The organism is Shewanella sp. 10N.286.52.E4 (genome assembly GCF_041468785.1).
Classification (GTDB): domain Bacteria; phylum Pseudomonadota; class Gammaproteobacteria; order Enterobacterales; family Shewanellaceae; genus Shewanella; species Shewanella electrodiphila.
In genome coordinates, this window is the sequence record NZ_JBFRJJ010000054.1 from 1 (window position 1) to 21,372 (window position 21,372).

The following is a 21,372-nucleotide window of genomic DNA, read 5'->3' on the forward strand; positions in this document are numbered from 1 at the left end:
CAACTGAACTACAGGGGAATTGCATTTTATCTATGTTTTCAACTTACTATACTAAATTGGCTCCCCGGACTGGACTCGAACCAGTGACATACGGATTAACAGTCCGCCGTTCTACCAACTGAACTACAGGGGAATCGTTTTAGCAATGTATTGCTGAGAACGGAGCGCATAGTAAAACGCCCTGAACGATCAGTCAACTCGAGATATAAAAAAAATTGAAAAATTGATGTTAACTGCTCATCTAATACCCATCGTGGCTTATAATTCATCATAATGAGTGTTTTTTCACAAGTAAATTGATTAGTAACGATTTAATGGCTTTATCATTTTACTTATCAACTTTAATCCTAAACAGGTTAATTGAGCGATTTAGTCATTAACAATCACTATTTAATCCCATATAGACTGATGCTATACGCAGTTCTAAACATATACATCATTTGAATGACGCTAAATTCATTTTCTACAAAATATTTGTTTATCTTTCTGATACAAGTCTTTTTACGCGCCTATCAAGCTAATCGATCATATAAGCGGCTAACGCTTTATAAACAGTTTTTCAGCTATGAGCGCTAAAATCATAGATCTTTTGGCTAAGCTTAAAAACCTGCTCTTTATAAGGTTAACTCATTAAGCATCGTTATCTACGTTGGCTTATTAACATTAGCCATCTGTATTCAGGTTACTTATATATGCTGCTAAATTTGTAGTGGGTGATGGCTTTGATAACGGTCACATCTAGGTTACGCCATTTACACGTGGCTTGATTAAATAGATTTGCTGGTATTCATCACTCCTAGTTTTTCCTAATTACTCCTAGTTACTCCTAGTTACTCCTAGTTACTCCTAGTTGCTCCTAGTTGTTCATATGTACTGTTCTAGCCTTGGAAGATTATTAGTTGAGGGATAAAAAAGAGATAGTGATTTAAGGATTAAAGCATTTAATGGAATCAATCAGAGCTAAGATAAAATAGGCAATGTGATGCTACTAACTATTTCATCATAAGCACACTACTGCCCAAGTTTGGTTAATGTCACTACTCGCGCATAAACAGCAAGCAATAATGTTGTTTGCGGAATTTTATGTAAAGAAAATGGCGGCCCTTGTTTTAATTTTAATGTAGATCGGCTTATTAATAATGAGATCGAATTACGAGTACGAGCAGGTCATTGCCGATACCCCGTTTCAATCAAAATGATGTATTCATGTCAGCAGACTTACAAATGTAATTTTATTTCATGTATCTTTTTTTACTGTTTTATTAATTTCTGTTTATCCTAACACCCCAGTAATATTGGGCTAGAGTGAGTTATCCACTAAATCTGTGGATAAGCCTGTGAGTTACTCTTAAAATACCCTCTGAAGCCCTTATGAGCATTGACTAGAAGTTAAATTATGCTCTGAATCAACAAATTAAAAATCATAAAACTAATCAAGGTGTTACAAAATGCAATAGATTTTTATTTGCTCGGATTATTTAGTGATGGTTAATGTAGTATATGCGTACGCGCTATTGTGTATTAAATTGCCATAGAAATGAGGTTTTTGGCGCTTTTATCGACAGTTTTAAGCTTTTGGCGCTGTTGTAGCATAATTTCATGTTTTGTTCGTCAAATTGTAATGATTGACTGATAAGCGGCTAAATCATTTGGGATCGCTTATTCATTTATCAAACCATTTTTGGTGTTTGTTTTAGATGATGGCTGTTTTAAAAGTGACAAATTATCAACTGATGATAAATCCAACTCATGTGCAAGTCATTTGCAATTAGCAATCAACGTGTCCCAGACGAAAAATAGTTTTCAACTATGCAAATTCTTGTATCTGCGATTGTTTGGCTGGGTTTATAAAGCTTTTGGGTCGCAATGTTCGGCAGGTTCAGTATAAAATGGTTTATCATTTTTATAGGATGCTTAGACGTGAAAGAACCGGTTTTCAATCTTGTTTCAGATTACTCTCCCGCTGGTGATCAGCCTACGGCGATAAAACAGCTGGTCGATGGGCTAGAAGCCGGTGTCGCTAAGCAAACCTTATTAGGTGTAACCGGTTCAGGTAAAACATTTACCGTTGCTAATTTAATCCAGACCTTAGGTCGTCCGACAATCATTATGGCGCCAAATAAGACATTGGCTGCACAATTATATGGCGAGATGAAAGAGTTCTTTCCGAATAATGCCGTTGAATATTTTGTGTCTTATTATGATTACTATCAGCCAGAAGCCTATGTTCCAGCCTCTAATACCTTCATCGAAAAAGATGCTTCAGTTAACGCTCATATTGAGCAAATGCGCCTTTCTGCGACTAAAGCACTGCTAGAGCGTAAAGATGTGGTATTAATCGCGTCTGTGTCGGCTATCTATGGCTTGGGCGATCCTGAGCTATATATGAAGATGCTATTACATCTGCGTCAAGGTGACATGATGGGGCAGCGCGACATTATTACTCGTTTAGGTGAGCTGCAATATACCCGCAATGATATCGACCTACAGCGCGGTACGTTTCGTGTTCGTGGTGAAGTAATTGATATTTTTCCTGCTGAATCAGAACGCGATGCGGTCAGAGTTGAGTTATTTGATGATGAAATTGAGCAACTCAGTGAGTTTGATCCATTAACAGGTCATGTCACTAAACGCTTAGCTCGCACTACTGTGTACCCTAAGAGCCACTATGTTACTCCTAGAGAGAAAATCATCGAAGCGACAGAGCATATAAAAGAAGAATTGCGTGAACGTCGTAAAGAGCTATTAGATAACAATAAACTGATTGAGGCTCAACGTATTTCAGAACGTGTGCAATATGATATTGAGATGATGGTCGAGTTAGGTTATTGCTCAGGTATCGAAAACTACTCTCGATATTTATCTGGTCGCTCACAAGGCGATGGACCTCCAACATTATTAGATTATTTACCTGCAAATGGTTTATTAATTATTGATGAATCCCACGTTACCGTGCCTCAAATTGGCGCAATGTACAAAGGTGACCGTAGCCGTAAAACAACACTTGTTGAATATGGTTTCCGTTTACCCTCAGCATTAGACAACAGACCACTTAAATTTGAAGAGTTTGAGCAGTTAATGCCACAAACGGTATTTGTATCTGCAACCCCAAGTGATTATGAGTTTGAGCAAAGTGATGGTGAAATTGCTGAACAAGTTGTTAGACCGACTGGTTTACTTGATCCAGAAATAGAAATTCGTCCCGTTGCTATTCAAGTCGATGATTTACTTTCTGAAATCCCAAAACGTGTTGCCGTTAATGAAAGGGTACTTATTACAACGTTAACCAAGCGTATGTCTGAGGATTTAACCGAATACCTGGATGAGCATGGCGTTAAGGTCCGTTATTTACATTCTGATATTGATACCGTTGAACGTGTAGAAGTGATACGAGATTTACGACTAGGTCACTTTGATGTTCTGGTTGGAATTAACTTGCTTCGCGAAGGCTTAGATATGCCAGAAGTGTCGTTAGTGTGTATTTTAGATGCAGATAAGGAAGGTTTTTTACGTTCTGAACGTTCACTTATCCAAACCATTGGCCGCGCAGCACGTAATGTTAATGGTAAAGTTATTCTGTACGCTGACAAAGTCACTAAGTCGATGGAAAAAGCGATTGGAGAAACAGAACGTCGCCGTGAAAAGCAGCATGCGCATAATTTGAAATTAGGGCAAACACCAAAAGGGGTGACGAAAAAAGTCACAGATGTGATGGACTTGGGCGATCCTCATCGTGGTAACAGTAAACACAAATACACTGCTTTTGGTAAAGTAGCTGAAAAAGAAACACAATATAAAACCGATACTAAAGTACAGAGTGTTGCTGAATTATCGCAGCAAATTGATGCACTAGAAAAGCAGATGCATCAACATGCGCGCGATCTTGAGTTTGAACAAGCTGCTGCAGTGCGTGACCAAGTGAAAAGCCTGCGGGAACAAATTATTCTTAACAGTTAGTTTATTATCGATAAACTTACAGACAATCCTGTTTGAAACAATAAAAGCTTAGCAATTATGCTAAGCTTTTTTTATCTTTTAATATCAGAATACTTTGAAGGTATTAACTTCACATTCAAAAATGAGTGTTTATATTTTGCGGGTTGTTTCACCACTTTTGTTAAGGAAGTCTAATCTTAGCTTAAAAACGAGACATTAAACGTGATTGCTTTACGGCTGCGACTGTAAAAAATCGCTTAATAGCGTAAAATATAATGACATTTCAGAATGAAAGTTCTTCTAAACGAGGATCAATGAATACTAGTAAAGATAAATACAGTATCGACAATACTGATTACACCGTCGGTCAAGATAACATTCAAAAATGGGGTTTTGATGTACATAACCCTGTTTTTGGTATCAGCGCTTCCTTAATTGGTCTGTTCATCATCGCTATCTTGTTGGTGGAACCAGAAACATCTAAATCTGTTTTAGACGGCATCAAATGGCAAATTATTGGTGCTTTCGATGGTTTATTTATGTGGTCAGCCAATATCTTCGTATTGTTTTGTTTAGCAATGATTATTTCGCCTTACGGTAAAATCCGTTTGGGCGGAGCAGAGGCCAAGACTGACTATTCTAGATTATCTTGGGTTGCTATGTTATTTGCTGCTGGTATGGGGATCGGGCTGATGTTTTGGGCTGTTGCTGAACCTGTAGCTTATTTTACTGGATGGTATGAAACGCCACTTAATGTCGCAGCCAATACTGCTGAAGCTAAAGAGCTCGCACTGGGTGCGACTATGTTCCACTGGGGACTTCACCCGTGGGCAATCTATGGTGTAGTGTCATTATCGTTAGCATTTTTTGCTTACAACAAAGGTTTACCGCTGTCGATGCGTTCAGTGTTTTATCCGATTTTGGGTGATCGCACTTGGGGTTGGCCTGGGCATGTTGTTGATATTTTGGCTGTTATCGCAACCTTGTTTGGTTTAGCAACATCGCTTGGCTTAGGGGCACAACAAGCTGCTAGTGGTTTCCATCATGTATTTGGTATGGAAAACGGCTTAACCCTGCAAATAGCGATTATCTTTGCAGTGACCTTAATTGCAGTTGTTTCGGTAATGCGCGGTATTGATGGCGGCGTTAAAGTCATTAGTAATGTCAATATGCTGCTCGCGCTTATCTTAGTGGTATTTGTTGCTTTAGTGAGCTTTGCAGTAGCAATGGGAACAATCCCTACGACTGTTATGGGCTACATTAAGAATATCATTCCATTAAGTAATCCTATCGGTCGCGAAGACGAAGCCTGGATGCATGGTTGGACTGTATTCTATTGGGCGTGGTGGATTTCATGGTCCCCATTTGTTGGTATGTTTATCGCGCGTATTTCACGAGGTCGTACGATTCGTGAGTTTATGACTGCCGTGCTAATTGCACCGACAGTGGTAACGATACTATGGATGTCTGTATTTGGTGGCGTTGGTATTGATCAAGTGGTGAATAACATTGGTACGCTAGGTGAAAAAGGACTGACAGATGTTCCTTTAGCCATGTTCCAAATGTTTGATCAATTGCCTTTAGGCAACATCCTATCAATGCTAGCTGTCATCTTAGTGTTAATATTCTTTGTGACATCTTCGGATTCAGGTTCATTGGTTATCGACAGTATTACCTCTGGTGGTAAAGTCGATGCACCTGCACCGCAACGCGTGTTTTGGGCTTTAGTTGAAGGCGCGATTGCTGCAGCGCTAGTTTGGGTTGGTGGTACTGAGGCGATAGAAGCATTACAAGCTGGTGCAATTTCGACAGCATTACCATTTACCATCATTCTGCTGGTAATGTGTATCAGTTTAATAATGGGATTAAGAACAGAAAAGCGTTAAGTTCCTGCTCTGCTATCGACATTATGTATTGAGAATGTACATTATTAGAACAATGCAAAAGGCACCTTAATTAAGGTGCCTTTTTTATTTGATATAGCACAGCTTTACAGCGCTAAATCCACAATTTTTTTATCGGAGTTTCCGCGCTATAGTGATGATAAATCTGCGCTTGCAATAACTCAGCTGTGGCAATGGCATCCGTTAGCGCATCATGTGGTGGATAAGTCGGCAGGTTATAACGAATTCTCGTACTTCCCAATCTGATGGATTCAGGTCGTTTATGCTTAAACCAATCTAAAAAGCCTTTAGGTTTGTTTTGCTGCAATTCAGCTTCTATTTGCATGGTGTCAACGACGGGAAATACGATTCCTTCCTTAATCAATGATCGCAGTGCGGCATCAAAAAAATCACGTTCTATTCGACGGTAATGCACTACAACAATTTTACCCGCAAGTTCATCTAATAATTGCTCTAAAATACGCAGTAAGTCAGGTGCCCCTTTTAAGTCAGAGTGAGTGATACCATGAATGATAATAGAGTTTTCTTGCAGTTTATCTTCAGGGGTAACAAACCAATGCTTTGCATGTCTTAGTGCGATTCGGTTCAGCGTAAATGGCACCAACCCAATACTGATGATGCTATTTTGGTCAGCATCCAACCCGGTAGTTTCAAAGTCTAGCGCAACAAACTCAATATCTTTGAGGAGTGTTTCAGCATGATATGTGCCGACATCATAAAAATTTGTTAAGCGTTTATCTTTGCTTTCTTTGGCTTTTATTTGTAAAAACGCTTCCCAGTTTAAGACTTCTTGATTGGTGATATTACGCATTGTTTACCCCTGCATACTGTTTGCAGTGTAGCGGAATTTTAAAAAGTTCTGCGCGCTGCTTAATACCAAAAATGCATCTTTAAGATTACGCCTTTCAAATTCAGACATGTTTTCAGGTTCAATATTGTTATCAGGTTCTTGTTCTGCCTCAATATCTAATGCCTGATGACGAATGCGAACTAATGAAATGAACTCCATGGCATGTTGTAAATCTTTGCCTTTGGTAGCAGGAAGGATCCCGGCTTCTATAATGTCTTCCAGTCTATCGAAAGAGTTTTGCGATTGAGAGCCAATCGCCAGTGCGTGAACACGAATTAAATCAGCCAGTGGGGCTGTGCCACGTCTTTTTAAGTTGATCGAATTGTTATGACGACCATCTTTTTCCATGACGAAATCTTTAAAGAAGCCTAATGGCGGAGTACGGTTTAACGCATTTCGAGCAAGGCAGGCTAAAAAGCGGTTATTTTTTTTCGCTTTTCTTAGAATGAAGGCATTTAATTGTTCAGCCCATTTAGGTCTGCCATACACGCCATACAAATCGAAGAAAATAGAACAATTTAATAAAGCCTGAGGGTTCGGATTTTCAATCCAGTCAGCAAAGCAATCTTCCCATTGAGATTGAGTTTTACGGTATTCAGGGTTAGTCGCCATAATATCGCCAGTGCAATATGTATATCCACAAGCCGCTAGGCCATCACATACATAGTTAGCCAGGTTTTCAAAATATTCACCGTGTAGTGATTCTTGATAATCATTGTCGAGGATAATGGCATTATCTTGATCGGTGACGATTAATTGTTCATCACGCGCCATTGAACCCAGTGCAAGAAAACAGTAGGGCACAGGTGGTGGACCAAACTTTTCTTCAGCTAATTCAAGGAGGCGTTGCTTAAAGCTACGGCCAATTTCTGACATTGCACGACCGACCATATGCGAGTTAGCATCCTCGTTAACCATACGGACAAAACAAGCACTGTTTTGCTGAGACAATACAGTTAAATCTTCAATGCTGTTTTGCTGAAAAATACTGCTGACTATTAGCAAACTGTTTTGAGATTCATATCGAATAATATCGGTGACTTCAATTAAGCCGATAGGTTGCCTGTTTTTTAAAATCGGTAGATGGTGAACGTTGTAACGAAGCATTAATAGCATGGCTTCAAAAATATAGGCATTATGATCTAACGATATGAGCTCGGTAGACATCACTTCGCCCACTGGCGTGTCAACGTCTAAGCCTTCAGCAATGACTTTTGCACATAGATCGCGAACGGTAATGATGCCGACAAAACTGTTTCCGCCTTCATCTGTGAGGCTTGGATCATTAATGATGGCTGCTGACACATTCTCATTGGTCATAATCCTGGCAACATCTTGAATTGATGTTGTATTAGACAACATCACAGGTTCAGCACTCAGAATGGTTTTTACTTTAGATGTAGTGAGAGAGTTAGCATCATCACTATTATCCTCAACAGCTTGCTGTAATCGAATACTGCCTTCAACTTCAACAAAGTCAGCAAAGACATCGTAACGTTCACAAAACTCTTCAAAAATATTTTCGGGAATGCAATAAAGCAGCGTGTCTTTAACTGCTTTTGCTGGGTAACGAACTTTATTGTTGGTCAATAAGCCAAGCTGTCCAAACAAACCACCTTGATCGAGTCGATTATAGAGTTCACCTTTACGGCGGTATATTTCTACTACGCCGCTACGGATCATATACAGATCATGAATCTTATCTTCAAATTCAATCACCATACTGTCAGAACGATAGTAAGAGATTTCGACGCTTTTAGACACTTCGATTAACGCTTGCTCAGGCAGTTGATCAAAAGGTGGGTACTGGCGGATGAAGTTTCGAATTTCAAGTAGTTCGACTTCCATTATTCGCTCGATATTATTGATTTGGTTATAACAATCATTATATGGCATTTATTATGACTATGCAGTTAAGTCGCAAACAAGTTTTCAATAGTAAAATCGTATCAACAAAAACTTTGTTAATAAGGCCTTAGAGTGTAAACAGTGAATTAGCTTTTATTTATGGATGATTTAAATTGATAGCTAAAGCCATGTTTATATGCGCTTGCAGAGGGTGTTGATGAATAAAGGTGGTTATAGGTGATTATTTTTGATGTTTATATGCTGGATTTATAGACATAAAAAAACGCGCCTAAAGCGCGTTTTTTAAATCAATTACCTCTCGAACCAGAGGGTTGATTTAGAAGTTTGCAGATTTTGGTGCACGTGGGAATGGGATCACGTCACGGATATTGCTTACGCCTGTAACGTAAGATACTAAACGTTCAAAACCTAAACCGAAGCCAGCGTGAGGGACTGTGCCATAACGACGCAGATCACGGTACCACCAGTAATCTTCTTGGTCTAATTCCATCTCAGCTAAACGCGCATCAAGTACGTCTAAACGTTCTTCACGTTGTGCGCCGCCAATAATTTCACCGATACCAGGTGCAAGTACGTCCATTGCTGCCACTGTTTTACCATCGTCATTCAAGCGCATGTAGAATGCTTTAATGTCTTTCGGGTAGTTTTTAACAACAACAGGGGCTTTAAAATGTTCTTCAGCAAGGTAACGCTCATGCTCAGAATGTAAATCGATACCCCATTCAACGTCAAATTCAAATTTCTTATCACACGCTTTAAGAATTTCGATTGCGTCAGTGTAATCAATTTGAGCAAAGTCACTGGTTACGAATGCTTCTAAACGCTCGATTGCTGTTTTCTCAACACGTTGTGCAAAGAACTCTAAATCGTCACGACGTTCTTCTAATACTGCGCGGAAACAATACTTAAGCATGTCTTCAGCTAATTTTGCAGCATCATCTAAGTCAGCAAATGCGACTTCAGGTTCAACCATCCAGAACTCAGCTAAATGACGACTCGTGTTTGAGTTTTCTGCGCGGAATGTTGGGCCAAAGGTATACACTTTAGACAGTGCACACGCATATGTTTCAGCGTTTAACTGACCAGAAACCGTTAGGAATGATTCTTTACCGAAGAAATCTTCAGAAAAATCGACAGCACCTTTATCTGTGCGCGGTAAGTTTTCCATGTCTAATGTTGATACACGGAACATTTCACCAGCACCTTCAGTATCTGAAGCAGTGATTAATGGGGTAGAAACCCAAATGTAACCCTGTTCGTTATAAAAACGATGGATAGCTTGAGATAAACAGTTACGTACACGGGCAACGGCACCAATAATGTTAGTGCGAGGACGTAAATGAGCAAGTTCGCGAAGGTACTCGATAGAGTGACGCTTAGCTGCCATAGGATAAGTATCAGGATCTTCAACAAAACCAGTTACTTCAACTTTGGTGACTTGCATTTCAAATGCTTGACCTTTACCTGGAGACTCAACGACTTCACCAGTCATGATCACTGAACAACCAGCAGTAAGCTTAAGCACTTCTTCAGTATAATTATCTAAATTATTCGGTACTACGCCTTGAATAGGATCAAAACATGAACCGTCATAAACAGCTAGGAATGAAATACCAGCTTTAGAATCGCGGCGAGATCGAACCCAACCACGTACTGTAACTTGCGAACCAATCGCGAAGTCACCTTTAAATACAGAAGCGACAGATGTAATGCTCATTGTTGCTTAGTTCTCCAATGGATCAATGATAAAAATAAGTGCTTTATATTACCTTGATATCGGCTTTTCACAAGCCGAAAAAGCCCTTATAACAAGATTATTAGCTAACTTTTAACAATATCGACTGTTTAATGGGGTAAATCATCTTTAAACGACTAAAATTGATCTTAATTTATGCTTGTAAGCGTATGAACAAAGAGTATATTTTATTATCATCTAATTGATGTAGGTGGTTAAATGTCCAAAACCAAAGTTCTGCAATTTATATTAACTGTGCTATCCATTACTGGTTGGGCATTAGCTGTTTACGCGCTTATCGTGTTTGGTGAAGCAAGACCCGACAGAGCTGTTGGCTATTATATGAGCAAAGGTGTTGAAGTACGCTTTAATTGGGATCCTGACTTAACAATCAAATTAGAGTACTTAATTTGGTGGTGTGCAGGGATAAGCTTAGTGAACCTAGCAGTGAACTATTACGCGCAAACGTCACGAAAGATAGAATACTGGGTCAATATTCCTTTGTTACTACTGGTTTCTCTTGCTGCGGGGTTTTATATTCGTTACGTAATATAAAGCTGACATTATTTTAAATGCTGTAAATCAATATGACGGCACAGTAAATCAATAATTGCTGCCGTCACTCCCCAAATAAACTTTCCTTTGTACGGCATATAATGCACATCAAAATCATTGCCGTTTCGCATAAAACTAAAAGTATATCGATTACTCGCGTCAAAGAAGTATTGTAGTGGCACCCAAAAGGTTTCAGACACTTCACCTGGATCTAATATGATATCAAAAGGTTGTTTTATTATTCCGACAATCGGTGTTACTTCAAAACCGGTAAAAGTGGCGTGAGGAGGGAAGTTACCAATAACGGTAACATTATCAGCAGTTAAACCAATTTCTTCGTCAGCTTCTCTAAGCGCGGTTTCAATCATGCTGTTATCTGCATCATCTACTTTACCGCCAGGAAAGCTATATTGTCCTGGGTGCGCTCTTAAATGCAGTGCACGTCGAGTCAGTAATATTTGTAACTGTCCATCAACTTCCATTAACGGCACTAGTACAGCAGCCTTTCGTAAGCTTCTATTAATCGGTGCAGAGGTTATTTCGCTAGCTAGGCTTTGAAGAGAAAAATGTACATTGAATTGAGTGGCGTTCATTTATTCCCCCGTTGGTTGTGTAACAGTATTAATTACTTATTATTTAAGCCCATCATAAGAGATTGTTGCTTTGAAAGCATCATATATAAAACATCTCTGGTAGCACCTTTCTTATATTGTTTCAGTGATTTGTAATGCACATTGCTTGTGCGTTTTTTGCACCAAAATACTATCTGCACCAATACATTCATGATTAAATTCAAACGGTCAAAATATAAGCTTGGTTTTTTATCGGTTGTAAGTTGCTGAATACATGTAAATTAACTTGTCACCTTAATGAAATATCACTGTAGTTAAACTGTGATGTTTTACTGGCATGGTTAGTGCTGAGTTATTAACCAGTTATGTTATTCGCGAGGAAGACAAATATGGGACTGGAGAAGTTACTGTATTTGCAAGGCGTAGGGGCTGAATTTATTGATTGCTTTGGCAACAATATTCACATTTGCCCTGAAGATAGAAATGGAATTCTAAAATCAATGTGTTTGGGTTATTTAGATAAAGATCCGAATAAACAGAGTTTTAGTGATGCTTATATTGAGCAACGGATTTATGAACTTGACGTAAAGCCATGGCTAATTCCTTTGCATCATTTTCAGTGGAGCAATGTTGATAAACCGGTAGTGGAAGTATTTTTTCCTGAATCATTTATCGGGCAATTGCGGGTTGAAATCATTAGCGAACAAGGCGATGTTTATCGTTTTCAAGTGCATAGTCATCAGCTATCCATTGTTGGAGATTATCAACTTGATTCAATTAAGTACTTCAAATACCAATATCGATTAAATCTTGAATCTAATATACCAGTGGGTCTTGGTTATCATCAAATTAGTTTAACCACCGAATCAGATAATTACACCCAAACATATACTGGCATATTTATGCTTGCGCCGCGCAGTGCATATTGTGGCACTGTTGAGCATCAAGAGTCGGAATTAACAACGCATTTAAAAGCTAATTCAGCTTCCAAGCTAGGTTCAAATGCTCATGTAAACACAAATGGAGTTGATGCGAGTAAACCTTGGGGAATAAGCACGCAGCTATATAGCATTAAGAGTCACAGTCAATGGGGCATTGGTGACTTTAACGACTTGCAAAAGCTAATTGATTATTCAGCTGAACAAGGTGCTGATTTTATATTATTAAATCCGCTGCATGCTTTAGGTTTACCCGATAGTGTCAGCCCGTACAGCCCTGATGATCGCCGTCGATTAAATCCTTTATATATCCACATTGAATCAGTAGACGAATACGCAAGTATCGCGGCCATAATTCAGTCTGATGAATTTGATAATAAAAAAACGGATTTATTCAATGAAGAGCTACTCAATTACTCGGCTGTTTATCAAGTTAAGTATTCAATCTATCGATTATTGTTTGACGTATTTATCACTAAAAATAGCTCGAAACGTTCAAAGCGATTTAAACAATTCACTCAATTTAAAAAGCAACAGGGAGAAGCTTTAAGTCAATTTGTCGATCATCAATTAGCTTTATCCAATAACAGCCCAGCAGCTGAACCTCATCATATTAATGTTAGCTATGAAGCTGATTTTATTTGTTACTTACAGTTTGTGGCTGCAGAACAATTAGCTTTATGTCAGTTAAAAGCTAAATCTGTCGGCATGCAGATTGGCTTAGTCAGGGACATGGCTGTTGGGGCATCTCCAACGGGTTCTGAGGTACAGCAAAATGCTAGATATTTTTGCCAGCAAGCGAATATCGGCGCGCCGCCAGATCCTTTCGCGCCACAAGGGCAGAATTGGGGGCTAACCCCACTTGATCCTATTAACCTTCAGCAGCAAAGTTACCAGCATTTTATTACGCTCATTCGCAGTAATATGGAGTCTTGTGGTGGGTTACGGATTGATCATGTGATGGGGTTATTACGTTTATGGTGGTGGCCTACAGATACTCATCTCGGTAATGGTGCTTATGTTTATTATCCACTAGATACGTTATTGGCGATTCTGTGTCTCGAAAGTCAGCGAGCACAATGTTTATTAATTGGTGAAGACTTAGGCATTGTTCCACCTGAGATTGTTCAAAACTTATCAAAAGCTAAAATCTTTTCTAACGAACTGTTCTATTTCACAAAAAATTACCATGGGTTTACACCGCCTGAATTTTATAAACCACATAGTTTGATGATGTTAGCAAATCATGATGTACCAACACTGTCAGCTTGGTGGAATGGCGACGACATTCAGTTAAGGCAACAACTTGGTTTAACTGACACTGAGCAGAAATATAACGCGTTGAACGACAGGCTTAATGAGAAACTGCAATTATTAGATTTGCTTAAATCAAAGCACTTTTTACCGTCACACATCACTTTAGACGATATCAATCAACCCGCGCTTATTCATGCATGGTTATCACTTACAGCATCCGGTGAATCCATGTTGTATAGCGTTCAACTTGACGATCTTATTAATGAAGTTAAGCCGATAAATATCCCAGGAACTTGGAAAGAATATCCTAATTGGCGGCGCAGATTGTCTCAGAGTTTAGAGCAAATAATGGACTCAGAAGATGTGAAGCTAAAACTTCATATTGTTAATCGTGCTCGTCATTGCAAGCAATCTGCACTTGCAGAATCGTGTTCGCAATCGGCAGGTTCAATTGAATAACATTTTGATGTAACGGCCAACAAATCCAACTTATTAAGACTGTTGTTAACCATTAAGTGCAAGTAGTAGGGCGACAGTAACAAATTAACTTTTACATGGAGCAATAAACAATGACGACTAATGCCCCTTATTTTAATCATGGATCTGATATCGCAATTTTAAGCGGTGACTATACCGATGTGTTTTCACTCTTAGGTATGCATAAGGCTGAAAATGGTAAGTCATTATTGGTGCGTTGTTTCATTAAAGGCGCGATTGCCGTTGAAGTGATGAGTTTGAAAGACGGTAAAAAAGTGGCTGAACTTGCCCAGATAGACGATCAAGGTTTATTTGCCGGCGTGATGGGACGAAGGGTAAAGCCTTTTTTGTATAGCCTAAAAGTCACTTATCCAATGAGCGTTGAAACCATTATCGATCCTTATCAATTTAGCTCGCTGATAAACCCAGATGATGTGTATTTATTTGCTGAGGGAAAACAGCAAAAGAGTTATCAGTTTCTAGGTGCAAACTGGCGCCAAACGCAAGGCGTTGAAGGTGTACATTTTTGCGTCTGGGCGCCCAATGCTAAGCGAGTGTCTTTGGTCGGCGATGTTAATCATTGGGATGGCAGGCAGCATGTAATGCGTTTTCATCCAAGTAACGGTATATGGGAAATCTTTTTACCCCATGCCAGTGCTGGGCAATTTTATAAGTATCAAATTACCAATCAATATGGTGAACAGGTTGAAAAAGCGGATCCATACGCAGTACAAATGCAATCTGCACCAGGCAATTCTTCAGTTATTCCTGCAAAAAGTGATTATCAATGGAATGACAATCACTGGCTTACACAGCGTGGCGATACACAACTACATCATGCACCAATGTCGACCTATGAAGTTCAACTAGCCTCGTGGAAACGTAAAGGTGAGTTGGGTGATGAATATTTAAACTATCAAGACTTAATAGACCAACTCATACCTTATATTGAAGAAATGGGTTTTACCCATCTTCAATTGATGCCCATTAGTGAATACCCATTTGACGGATCATGGGGGTATCAGCCCGTAGGTTTGTATGCAGCGACTTATAGATTTGGTGATCCTGTAGGTTTGAAAGCCTTTATTGACGCCTGTCATGCCCGTGATATTGGTGTTTTGCTGGATTGGGTACCTGCACACTTTCCAAAAGATCCCCATGGTTTATCAAAGTTTGATGGTAGCTGCTTGTATGAACACGAAGATCCACGTCAAGGGGAACACCCTGATTGGGACACTTTGATTTACAACTATGGCCGCGGTGAAGTACAAAGTTTTTTGCTCAGTAACGCGTGTTATTGGTTAGAAGAGTTTCATTTCGACGGACTGCGTTTAGATGCCGTGTCATCGATGCTGTATTTAGATTACAGCCGAGATTCAGGGCAATGGTTACCTAATGAATATGGTGGTCGTGAAAACATTCAAGCCATCGAATTCTTGAAATTATTGAATGAACGAATTTATGCATCCTATCCAGGCGTGACCATGATTGCTGAAGAGTCGACGGCGTGGCCTGGGGTAACTAACTCTACTGTAAATGGCGGCTTAGGCTTTGGGTTTAAATGGAACATGGGCTGGATGAATGACAGCTTAAGCTACTTAAAACGCGATCCCATTTATCGAAGTCATCACCATCATGAACTGACCTTTGCGCTGGTTTATGCATACACCGAGCAATTTATATTATCCGTCAGCCATGATGAAGTGGTACATGGTAAAGGCTCGCTGCTACACAAAATCCCAGGTGATGATTGGCAAAAATTTGCCACATTACGGGCATACTTTGGCTTAATGTGGGGCCAACCAGGTAAGAAGTTAATCTTTATGGGGTCAGAGTTTGCTCAACGTGATGAGTGGAACCATAACCAGAGTTTAGATTGGCATTTACTACAATATGCACCACATCAAGGCATGCAAGATTGGGTGAGGGATTTAAATAACCTCTATCTGCAATATCCTTGTATGTACGAATTAGATCATCAAACCACCGGCTTTCAATGGCTCGACTGTGATAACAGTCAACACAGTGTGTTTAGCTTTGTACGCTATGCAAAATCAACCGATGAACATTTAGTCTTCATCATTAATATGACCCCACAAGTGCATCATCATTTTCGTGTTGGATTACCACTTGAGCAAGATTATGTCGAAGTGCTTAACAGCGATAGTCATTGTTATGGAGGCAGTGATGTGACCAATAGTGTCATTGCTTACGATAAGGAAGCGTGGCAGGGAATGAAAGGCAGTGGTGTGATCACTGTGCCACCGTTAGCTTGTGTTGTGTTAGCCGTTAACTCAAATAATGTGCTGGATGAGGATTAGTCATGTCATATGCTAAATCTCAACAACTTTTAGAGAGTGTAGCAACTGGTAGCCCTTATCCATTGGGTTCATCTGTGGATGATAATGGGGTTAACTTTTCATTATTTTCAGCTCATGCAACCAAGGTGGTGCTTTGTATTTTCGACCAATATGGTTTGAATGAGCAACAGTTTGTCCTACCGCAAAAAACCAGACAAATTTGGCACGGTTATCTTGAAGGACTGACTGCAGGGACTTTATATGGCTATCGCGTTTACGGCCCTTACCAGCCGATGCTTGGACATCGATTTAACCACCATAAATTATTGCTCGACCCATATGCAAAACAACTGCTAGGTGAGCTTGAACCCAATGATGCCAATTACGGGTATGCACTAGACAGTAGCGAGTCCGACCTGTCTTTTTGCGATATTGATAACGCGAATTTTATGCCTAAATGTGTGGTGATAGACGATCGCGCATTAAAGCAAAAAACGATAAAGCGTCCAAACATTCCTTTAGAGCAAACCATTATTTATGAAACACATGTGAAAGGCTTTAGTGTCTTGAATCATGAGGTTGACGATGAAATTAAGGGAACCTTCGCAGGTCTTGCATCAAAAAACTCAATTCAATACCTATCTCAGCTCGGGGTTAATTGCATTGAACTATTACCTGTACAAAGTTTTTTCAATGAACCCTTCTTGATTGAAAAAAACCTAAGTAATTACTGGGGCTATAACAGTATTGGTTTTTTTGCACCCAATCCAAGTTATCTCAGTGGTGACAGTATCACTGAGTTTCGAGACATGGTGGATGCTTTCCATGAAGCGAATATCGAAGTCATTTTGGATGTAGTTTATAACCATACGGCAGAAGGTAATCGCCTAGGCCCAACGTTAAGCTTTCGCGGAATTGATAACGCCAGTTATTACCGCTTAGTGTCAAACGATCAGCGTTTATACATTAACGATACGGGTTGCGGAAATACGTTTAACTCCAATCATCCGCAAGTATTACAGCTGATCATGGATTCACTACGTTATTGGGTTGAGGTCATGGGAGTGGATGGCTTTAGATTTGATTTAGCCAGTTGCTTAGGTCGTGAAACCTATGGTTTTGACCCTGGGTGTGGTTTTTTTGATGCGATATCTCAAGATCCAGTGCTATGCCAAGTGAAACTGATTGCAGAACCCTGGGACATAGGTCCTGGAGGCTACCAATTGGGTAATTATCCTATTGCTTTCAGTGAATGGAACGATAGATATCGCGATACTATGAGACGATTTTGGCGTGGTGATAATGGCATGTTGCCTGAATTTGCTAGACGCTTTCATGGTTCTGGTGACTTTTTTGAACATCATGGCCGCAGTCCCTCAGCCAGTATTAATTTTATCACCAGCCATGATGGTTTTACTTTGCATGACGTGGTGAGTTATCAGCAACGTCATAATCTAGATAATGGCGAGGATAATCGTGATGGTCATCATGAAAACCTCAGCCATAACTATGGCGTAGAAGGGCAAACGGATGACGGTGATATTCTTCAAATTCGTTCACGCCAGCAGCGAAACCTTCTCACCACATTAATGCTATCCCAAGGCGTGCCAATGTTATTAAGTGGCGATGAAATGGGGCATAGCCAACAAGGTAACAATAATGCTTACTGCCAAGATAATCGTATTTGTTGGATTGATTGGCAAAATATCGATTGGCCATTGGTCGAGTTTACCGCCGAACTAATCAAATTACGTAAACGTTTCCCAGCCTTATGTCATCGCGAATTTATACATCAGCCAGAAGATCAAAATGACAATGGATTTATCTGGTATAGCCGACACGGCGAACCCATGGTCAAGCGTCAGTGGAGCGAGTTTGAAGCGCGCACATTAGCGGTGGTATTAACGTGCGAAACCTTACCGCCTTATCAACACCCTCAAGCCTTATTACTACTGCTTAATGCCGATGAGCAATCACAACAATTTGTTTTGCCGATTATTGAAGGTTTTAGCCAGTGGCAACCGTTAATCAACACGCAGCAACTTGCTAATAGTGATATTGAAAGCTTGTTGGCGAAAAACAAAGTCAAAGTCGCTGTTACAACCATAGATGATGGCGCATCAGAACAAGTTGTAGAACCGAGTTATGCATGCAGTTATCAACTGACCTTGTTAGGCAGAAGCTTAATGTTATTCCATGCATGTGAACAGCAAAACGAATAAACATCTATATAAATGAATTAACTCAAATTTTTATTAAATAATTTTCGAAATTAACATTTAAATTAAGCGGGTAATAAAGGAGTTTTATCGATGACTGTGACTAAAGGAAAAACGCCAGCAACAAATGTAGGCTCGGCGGACAATTTATCTGCTGTGAATAATGCCGAAGAAGTGAAACAAAAGCCTGTCGCTAAGACCAAAGCTAACACGGCGAAACGCACCGCTAAAAAGCCAGTCGCCAACAAGAACACAGCTAATGCAAAAATCACTGATTGTGACCCATGCGATACCTTAGCTGCAACATTTGAACGCCAGTTTCATGGGGCATTGTGCCGCGATGAACAAGCCGTGAACGATATTTATAGTGCGCTTGCTTCAACAGTTAAATCGCAATTATTACCGCAATGGCGAGAAACTCGGTTAAAAGATAACCAGTATCAGCAAAAACAAATAGCCTACTTATCGTTAGAGTTCTTAATGGGGCGTACTTTAGGCAATGCCTTACTCAGTTTAGATTTAACCCAAGAGACTAACGATGCATTAACGGATTATTCAGCCAATTTAGAAACCCTGCAAGAGGCGGAGTTAGATGCAGGTTTAGGTAACGGCGGTTTAGGGCGCTTAGCGGCATGCTTTTTAGACAGTTGTGCCAATTTAGATTTATCAGTTGTGGGCTACGGTATTCGTTATGAATATGGCATGTTCAAACAAAAATTGGTTGATGGTTATCAGGTAGAGCAACCTGATCGCTGGTTACGTGAAGGCAACCCATGGGAAGTGAGAATGGCAAACCATGCCATTACAGTGCCTTTTTTTGGTCATACAGAATCTTATGTCGATCCTGAAGGTCACCGGCACTATGTGTGGGTTGATACCCAAGATGTTCAAGCTGTTCCCCATGATATGCCAGTGCCAGGGTTTAAAAATGGCCGTATCAATACTTTGCGGTTATGGAAAGCTGAAGCCACCGATGACTTTGATTTAGCAGAGTTTAATGATGGTGATTATACCGAAGCGGTAGCCCGTAAAAACTTAGCCGAACAAATTACCATGGTGCTTTACCCCAACGATGCAAGTGAAAACGGTAAAGAGTTACGATTAAGGCAACAATACTTTTTATCATCAGCCAGTCTGCAAGATATTTTACAACGCTACATTACAGTATTCGGCCAAGACTTTAGCCGCTTTAGTGAACTAAACGTCATGCAGCTTAATGATACCCATCCTAGTATTGCAGTCCCTGAGATGATGCGCCTATTGATGGACAATTATGGCTTAGGTTGGGAGCAAGCATGGGACATCACTTCAAAAAGCGTTGCTTATACCAATCACACTTTATTACCTGAAGCACTTGAACGCTGGCCAGTGCGTATGTTGAAAAACATGCTGCCGCGGATTTTAGACATAATTTACGAAATCAATGCGCGCTATCTTGAAGAAGTCGCGCATCAATGGCCTGGTGATAACCATAAACTTGCCAGTATGTCGATTATTGAAGAAGGACCAGAGCCTCATGTGCGAATGGCTTATTTAGCGATTGTGGCAAGCTTTTCGGTGAATGGGGTTGCTGGTCTGCATACTGATTTACTGAAAAAAGGTTTGTTTAAAGACTTTTATCAATTGTGGCCACAAAAGTTTAATAACAAAACCAACGGCGTAACGCCAAGGCGATGGCTTGCTCACTGTAATCCTAGGCTAGCTGATTTATTAAATCGCCGTTTAGGTGAGCAATGGGTGACGGATTTAACCCAGTTGACAGCATTAAATGCGTTCACTGATGACAAAGCGTTTATGAAACAGTGGCAACAAGTGAAATTCGACAACAAGGTTGATTTAGCCAAGTTAGTCCTTGAAGAATGCAATGTGTCGTTTGATCCTGCAATGATGTTTGATGTGCAGGTAAAAAGGATCCATGAGTACAAAAGACAGTTATTAAATATTCTGCATGTCATCCATTTATACCAGCGTATTGTCGCGGGTGATACCGAAGGCCTACAGCCTCGTTGTGTGCTTATTGGTGGTAAAGCTGCTCCTGGTTATGCGATGGCCAAGCAAATTATCAAATTAGCCAACAACGTCGCACATATGGTGAATTCAGATCCCGTCGTTACGCCTTATCTGCGTTTTGCTTTCTTGCCAAATTACAACGTTAGCGCTATGGAAAAAATCTGTCCTGGTACCGATTTATCTGAGCAAATTTCAACAGCAGGTAAAGAAGCGTCAGGTACTGGCAACATGAAATTTATGATGAACGGTGCGATGACCATTGGCACATTAGATGGCGCAAATATCGAGATGCTTGAAGAAGTAGGGGAAGAAAACTTTTTCCTCTTTGGTCTTAATGCAGACCAGGTCAGCCAACTTAAAACAAACTATAACCCTCAACAATTTATTCAACAATCGACCGCGCTTAATCAAGTGTTAAACATGCTTAAGAGTGGTCATTTCAATTTAGTGGAACCGGGAATATTCGACAGCATTATTCATGCTATCGAAGATCCTTTTGATCAATGGATGATCGCAGCAGATTTCGAAGCTTATAAAGTCGCTCAAGACCAAGTGTCTAAAGCATATGCTGATCAACAGCATTGGACGCAAATGAGTATTCGAAATACTGCCGCAAGCGGACGTTTTTCAAGTGACAACACTATTAGTGCATATCGTGACGAAATTTGGCTAGCCAAATAATCATCAGATAGCTAAAGGGCTTGTTAGCTTGCTAGAAGTGCGTTTTCTACAAGTTGCAGCCCCTAACCA

At 40.0% G+C, this 21,372-nt stretch carries 11 protein-coding genes and 1 tRNA gene; 7 read left to right on the top strand and 5 right to left on the bottom strand.

Features of this window, described 5'->3' with window-relative positions; genetic code table 11:
* Nucleotides 1–57: 57 nt before the first annotated feature.
* A tRNA-Asn gene (locus AB4153_RS20220) sits at nucleotides 58–133 on the bottom strand.
* A gap of 1,787 nt (nucleotides 134–1,920) precedes the next feature.
* Here AB4153_RS20220 and uvrB point away from each other — a divergent pair.
* The gene (uvrB, locus tag AB4153_RS20225) at nucleotides 1,921–3,957 is read left to right on the top strand and encodes an excinuclease ABC subunit UvrB (RefSeq protein WP_102527537.1); all 2,037 of its coding nucleotides are present in this window, start codon (nucleotides 1,921–1,923) and stop codon (nucleotides 3,955–3,957) included.
* A gap of 293 nt (nucleotides 3,958–4,250) precedes the next feature.
* Nucleotides 4,251–5,822, top strand: a complete 1,572-nt coding sequence (locus AB4153_RS20230) for a BCCT family transporter (RefSeq protein ID WP_371998490.1) — start codon at nucleotides 4,251–4,253, stop codon at nucleotides 5,820–5,822.
* Between the two features lie 112 nt (nucleotides 5,823–5,934).
* Here AB4153_RS20230 and AB4153_RS20235 read toward each other — a convergent pair whose 3' ends face one another.
* The 3 genes from AB4153_RS20235 to asnS all read right to left on the bottom strand — a co-directional run bounded on the left by AB4153_RS20235 (nucleotide 5,935) and on the right by asnS (nucleotide 10,276).
* Nucleotides 5,935–6,651 carry a 3'-5' exonuclease gene (locus tag AB4153_RS20235; RefSeq protein ID WP_371998491.1) on the bottom strand — a complete coding sequence of 239 codons (717 nt, stop codon included), beginning with the start codon at nucleotides 6,649–6,651 and terminating at the stop codon, nucleotides 5,935–5,937.
* A gap of 3 nt (nucleotides 6,652–6,654) precedes the next feature.
* On the bottom strand, nucleotides 6,655–8,538 hold the full coding sequence (locus AB4153_RS20240) for a DUF294 nucleotidyltransferase-like domain-containing protein (protein ID WP_102527534.1): 1,884 nt from the start codon (nucleotides 8,536–8,538) through the stop codon (nucleotides 6,655–6,657).
* 337 nt (nucleotides 8,539–8,875) lie between these two features.
* On the bottom strand, nucleotides 8,876–10,276 hold the full coding sequence (gene asnS, locus AB4153_RS20245) for an asparagine--tRNA ligase (RefSeq protein WP_102527533.1): 1,401 nt from the start codon (nucleotides 10,274–10,276) through the stop codon (nucleotides 8,876–8,878).
* 237 nt (nucleotides 10,277–10,513) lie between these two features.
* Here asnS and AB4153_RS20250 point away from each other — a divergent pair, with 237 nt between their 5' ends.
* Entirely contained in the window at nucleotides 10,514–10,849 is a 336-nt protein-coding gene (locus AB4153_RS20250) for a hypothetical protein (RefSeq protein ID WP_102527532.1), read from the top strand.
* 8 nt (nucleotides 10,850–10,857) lie between these two features.
* Here the strand turns inward: AB4153_RS20250 and AB4153_RS20255 are convergent, their stop codons facing one another.
* On the bottom strand, nucleotides 10,858–11,442 hold the full coding sequence (locus tag AB4153_RS20255; RefSeq protein ID WP_371998492.1) for a CoA pyrophosphatase: 585 nt from the start codon (nucleotides 11,440–11,442) through the stop codon (nucleotides 10,858–10,860).
* Nucleotides 11,443–11,810: 368 nt separating this feature from the next.
* Between AB4153_RS20255 and malQ the strand changes: the two genes are divergently transcribed.
* The 4 genes from malQ to AB4153_RS20275 all read left to right on the top strand — a co-directional run bounded on the left by malQ (nucleotide 11,811) and on the right by AB4153_RS20275 (nucleotide 21,303).
* Nucleotides 11,811–14,075 carry a 4-alpha-glucanotransferase gene (gene malQ / locus AB4153_RS20260; protein ID WP_371998493.1) on the top strand — a complete coding sequence of 755 codons (2,265 nt, stop codon included), beginning with the start codon at nucleotides 11,811–11,813 and terminating at the stop codon, nucleotides 14,073–14,075.
* A 110-nt stretch (nucleotides 14,076–14,185) separates the two neighbouring features.
* Nucleotides 14,186–16,414 (top strand): 1,4-alpha-glucan branching protein GlgB, encoded by a 2,229-nt coding sequence (gene glgB / locus AB4153_RS20265; protein ID WP_371998494.1) that lies wholly within the window; start codon nucleotides 14,186–14,188, stop codon nucleotides 16,412–16,414.
* Between the two features lie 2 nt (nucleotides 16,415–16,416).
* Entirely contained in the window at nucleotides 16,417–18,615 is a 2,199-nt protein-coding gene (gene glgX / locus AB4153_RS20270; protein WP_371998495.1) for a glycogen debranching protein GlgX, read from the top strand.
* Between the two features lie 90 nt (nucleotides 18,616–18,705).
* Nucleotides 18,706–21,303 carry a glycogen/starch/alpha-glucan phosphorylase gene (locus AB4153_RS20275; RefSeq protein ID WP_371998496.1) on the top strand — a complete coding sequence of 866 codons (2,598 nt, stop codon included), beginning with the start codon at nucleotides 18,706–18,708 and terminating at the stop codon, nucleotides 21,301–21,303.
* Nucleotides 21,304–21,372: the final 69 nt, after the last annotated feature.

Coding starts and splice junctions, on each gene's coding strand:
- malQ (WP_371998493.1), top strand. CDS start 11,811: ATGGGACTGGAGAAGTTACTGTATTTGCAAGGCGTAGGGGCTGAATTT.
- AB4153_RS20255 (WP_371998492.1), bottom strand. CDS start 11,442: ATGAACGCCACTCAATTCAATGTACATTTTTCTCTTCAAAGCCTAGCT.
- glgX (WP_371998495.1), top strand. CDS start 16,417: ATGTCATATGCTAAATCTCAACAACTTTTAGAGAGTGTAGCAACTGGT.
- asnS (WP_102527533.1), bottom strand. CDS start 10,276: ATGAGCATTACATCTGTCGCTTCTGTATTTAAAGGTGACTTCGCGATT.
- AB4153_RS20275 (WP_371998496.1), top strand. CDS start 18,706: ATGACTGTGACTAAAGGAAAAACGCCAGCAACAAATGTAGGCTCGGCG.
- AB4153_RS20250 (WP_102527532.1), top strand. CDS start 10,514: ATGTCCAAAACCAAAGTTCTGCAATTTATATTAACTGTGCTATCCATT.
- AB4153_RS20240 (WP_102527534.1), bottom strand. CDS start 8,538: ATGGAAGTCGAACTACTTGAAATTCGAAACTTCATCCGCCAGTACCCA.
- glgB (WP_371998494.1), top strand. CDS start 14,186: ATGACGACTAATGCCCCTTATTTTAATCATGGATCTGATATCGCAATT.
- AB4153_RS20235 (WP_371998491.1), bottom strand. CDS start 6,651: ATGCGTAATATCACCAATCAAGAAGTCTTAAACTGGGAAGCGTTTTTA.
- AB4153_RS20230 (WP_371998490.1), top strand. CDS start 4,251: ATGAATACTAGTAAAGATAAATACAGTATCGACAATACTGATTACACC.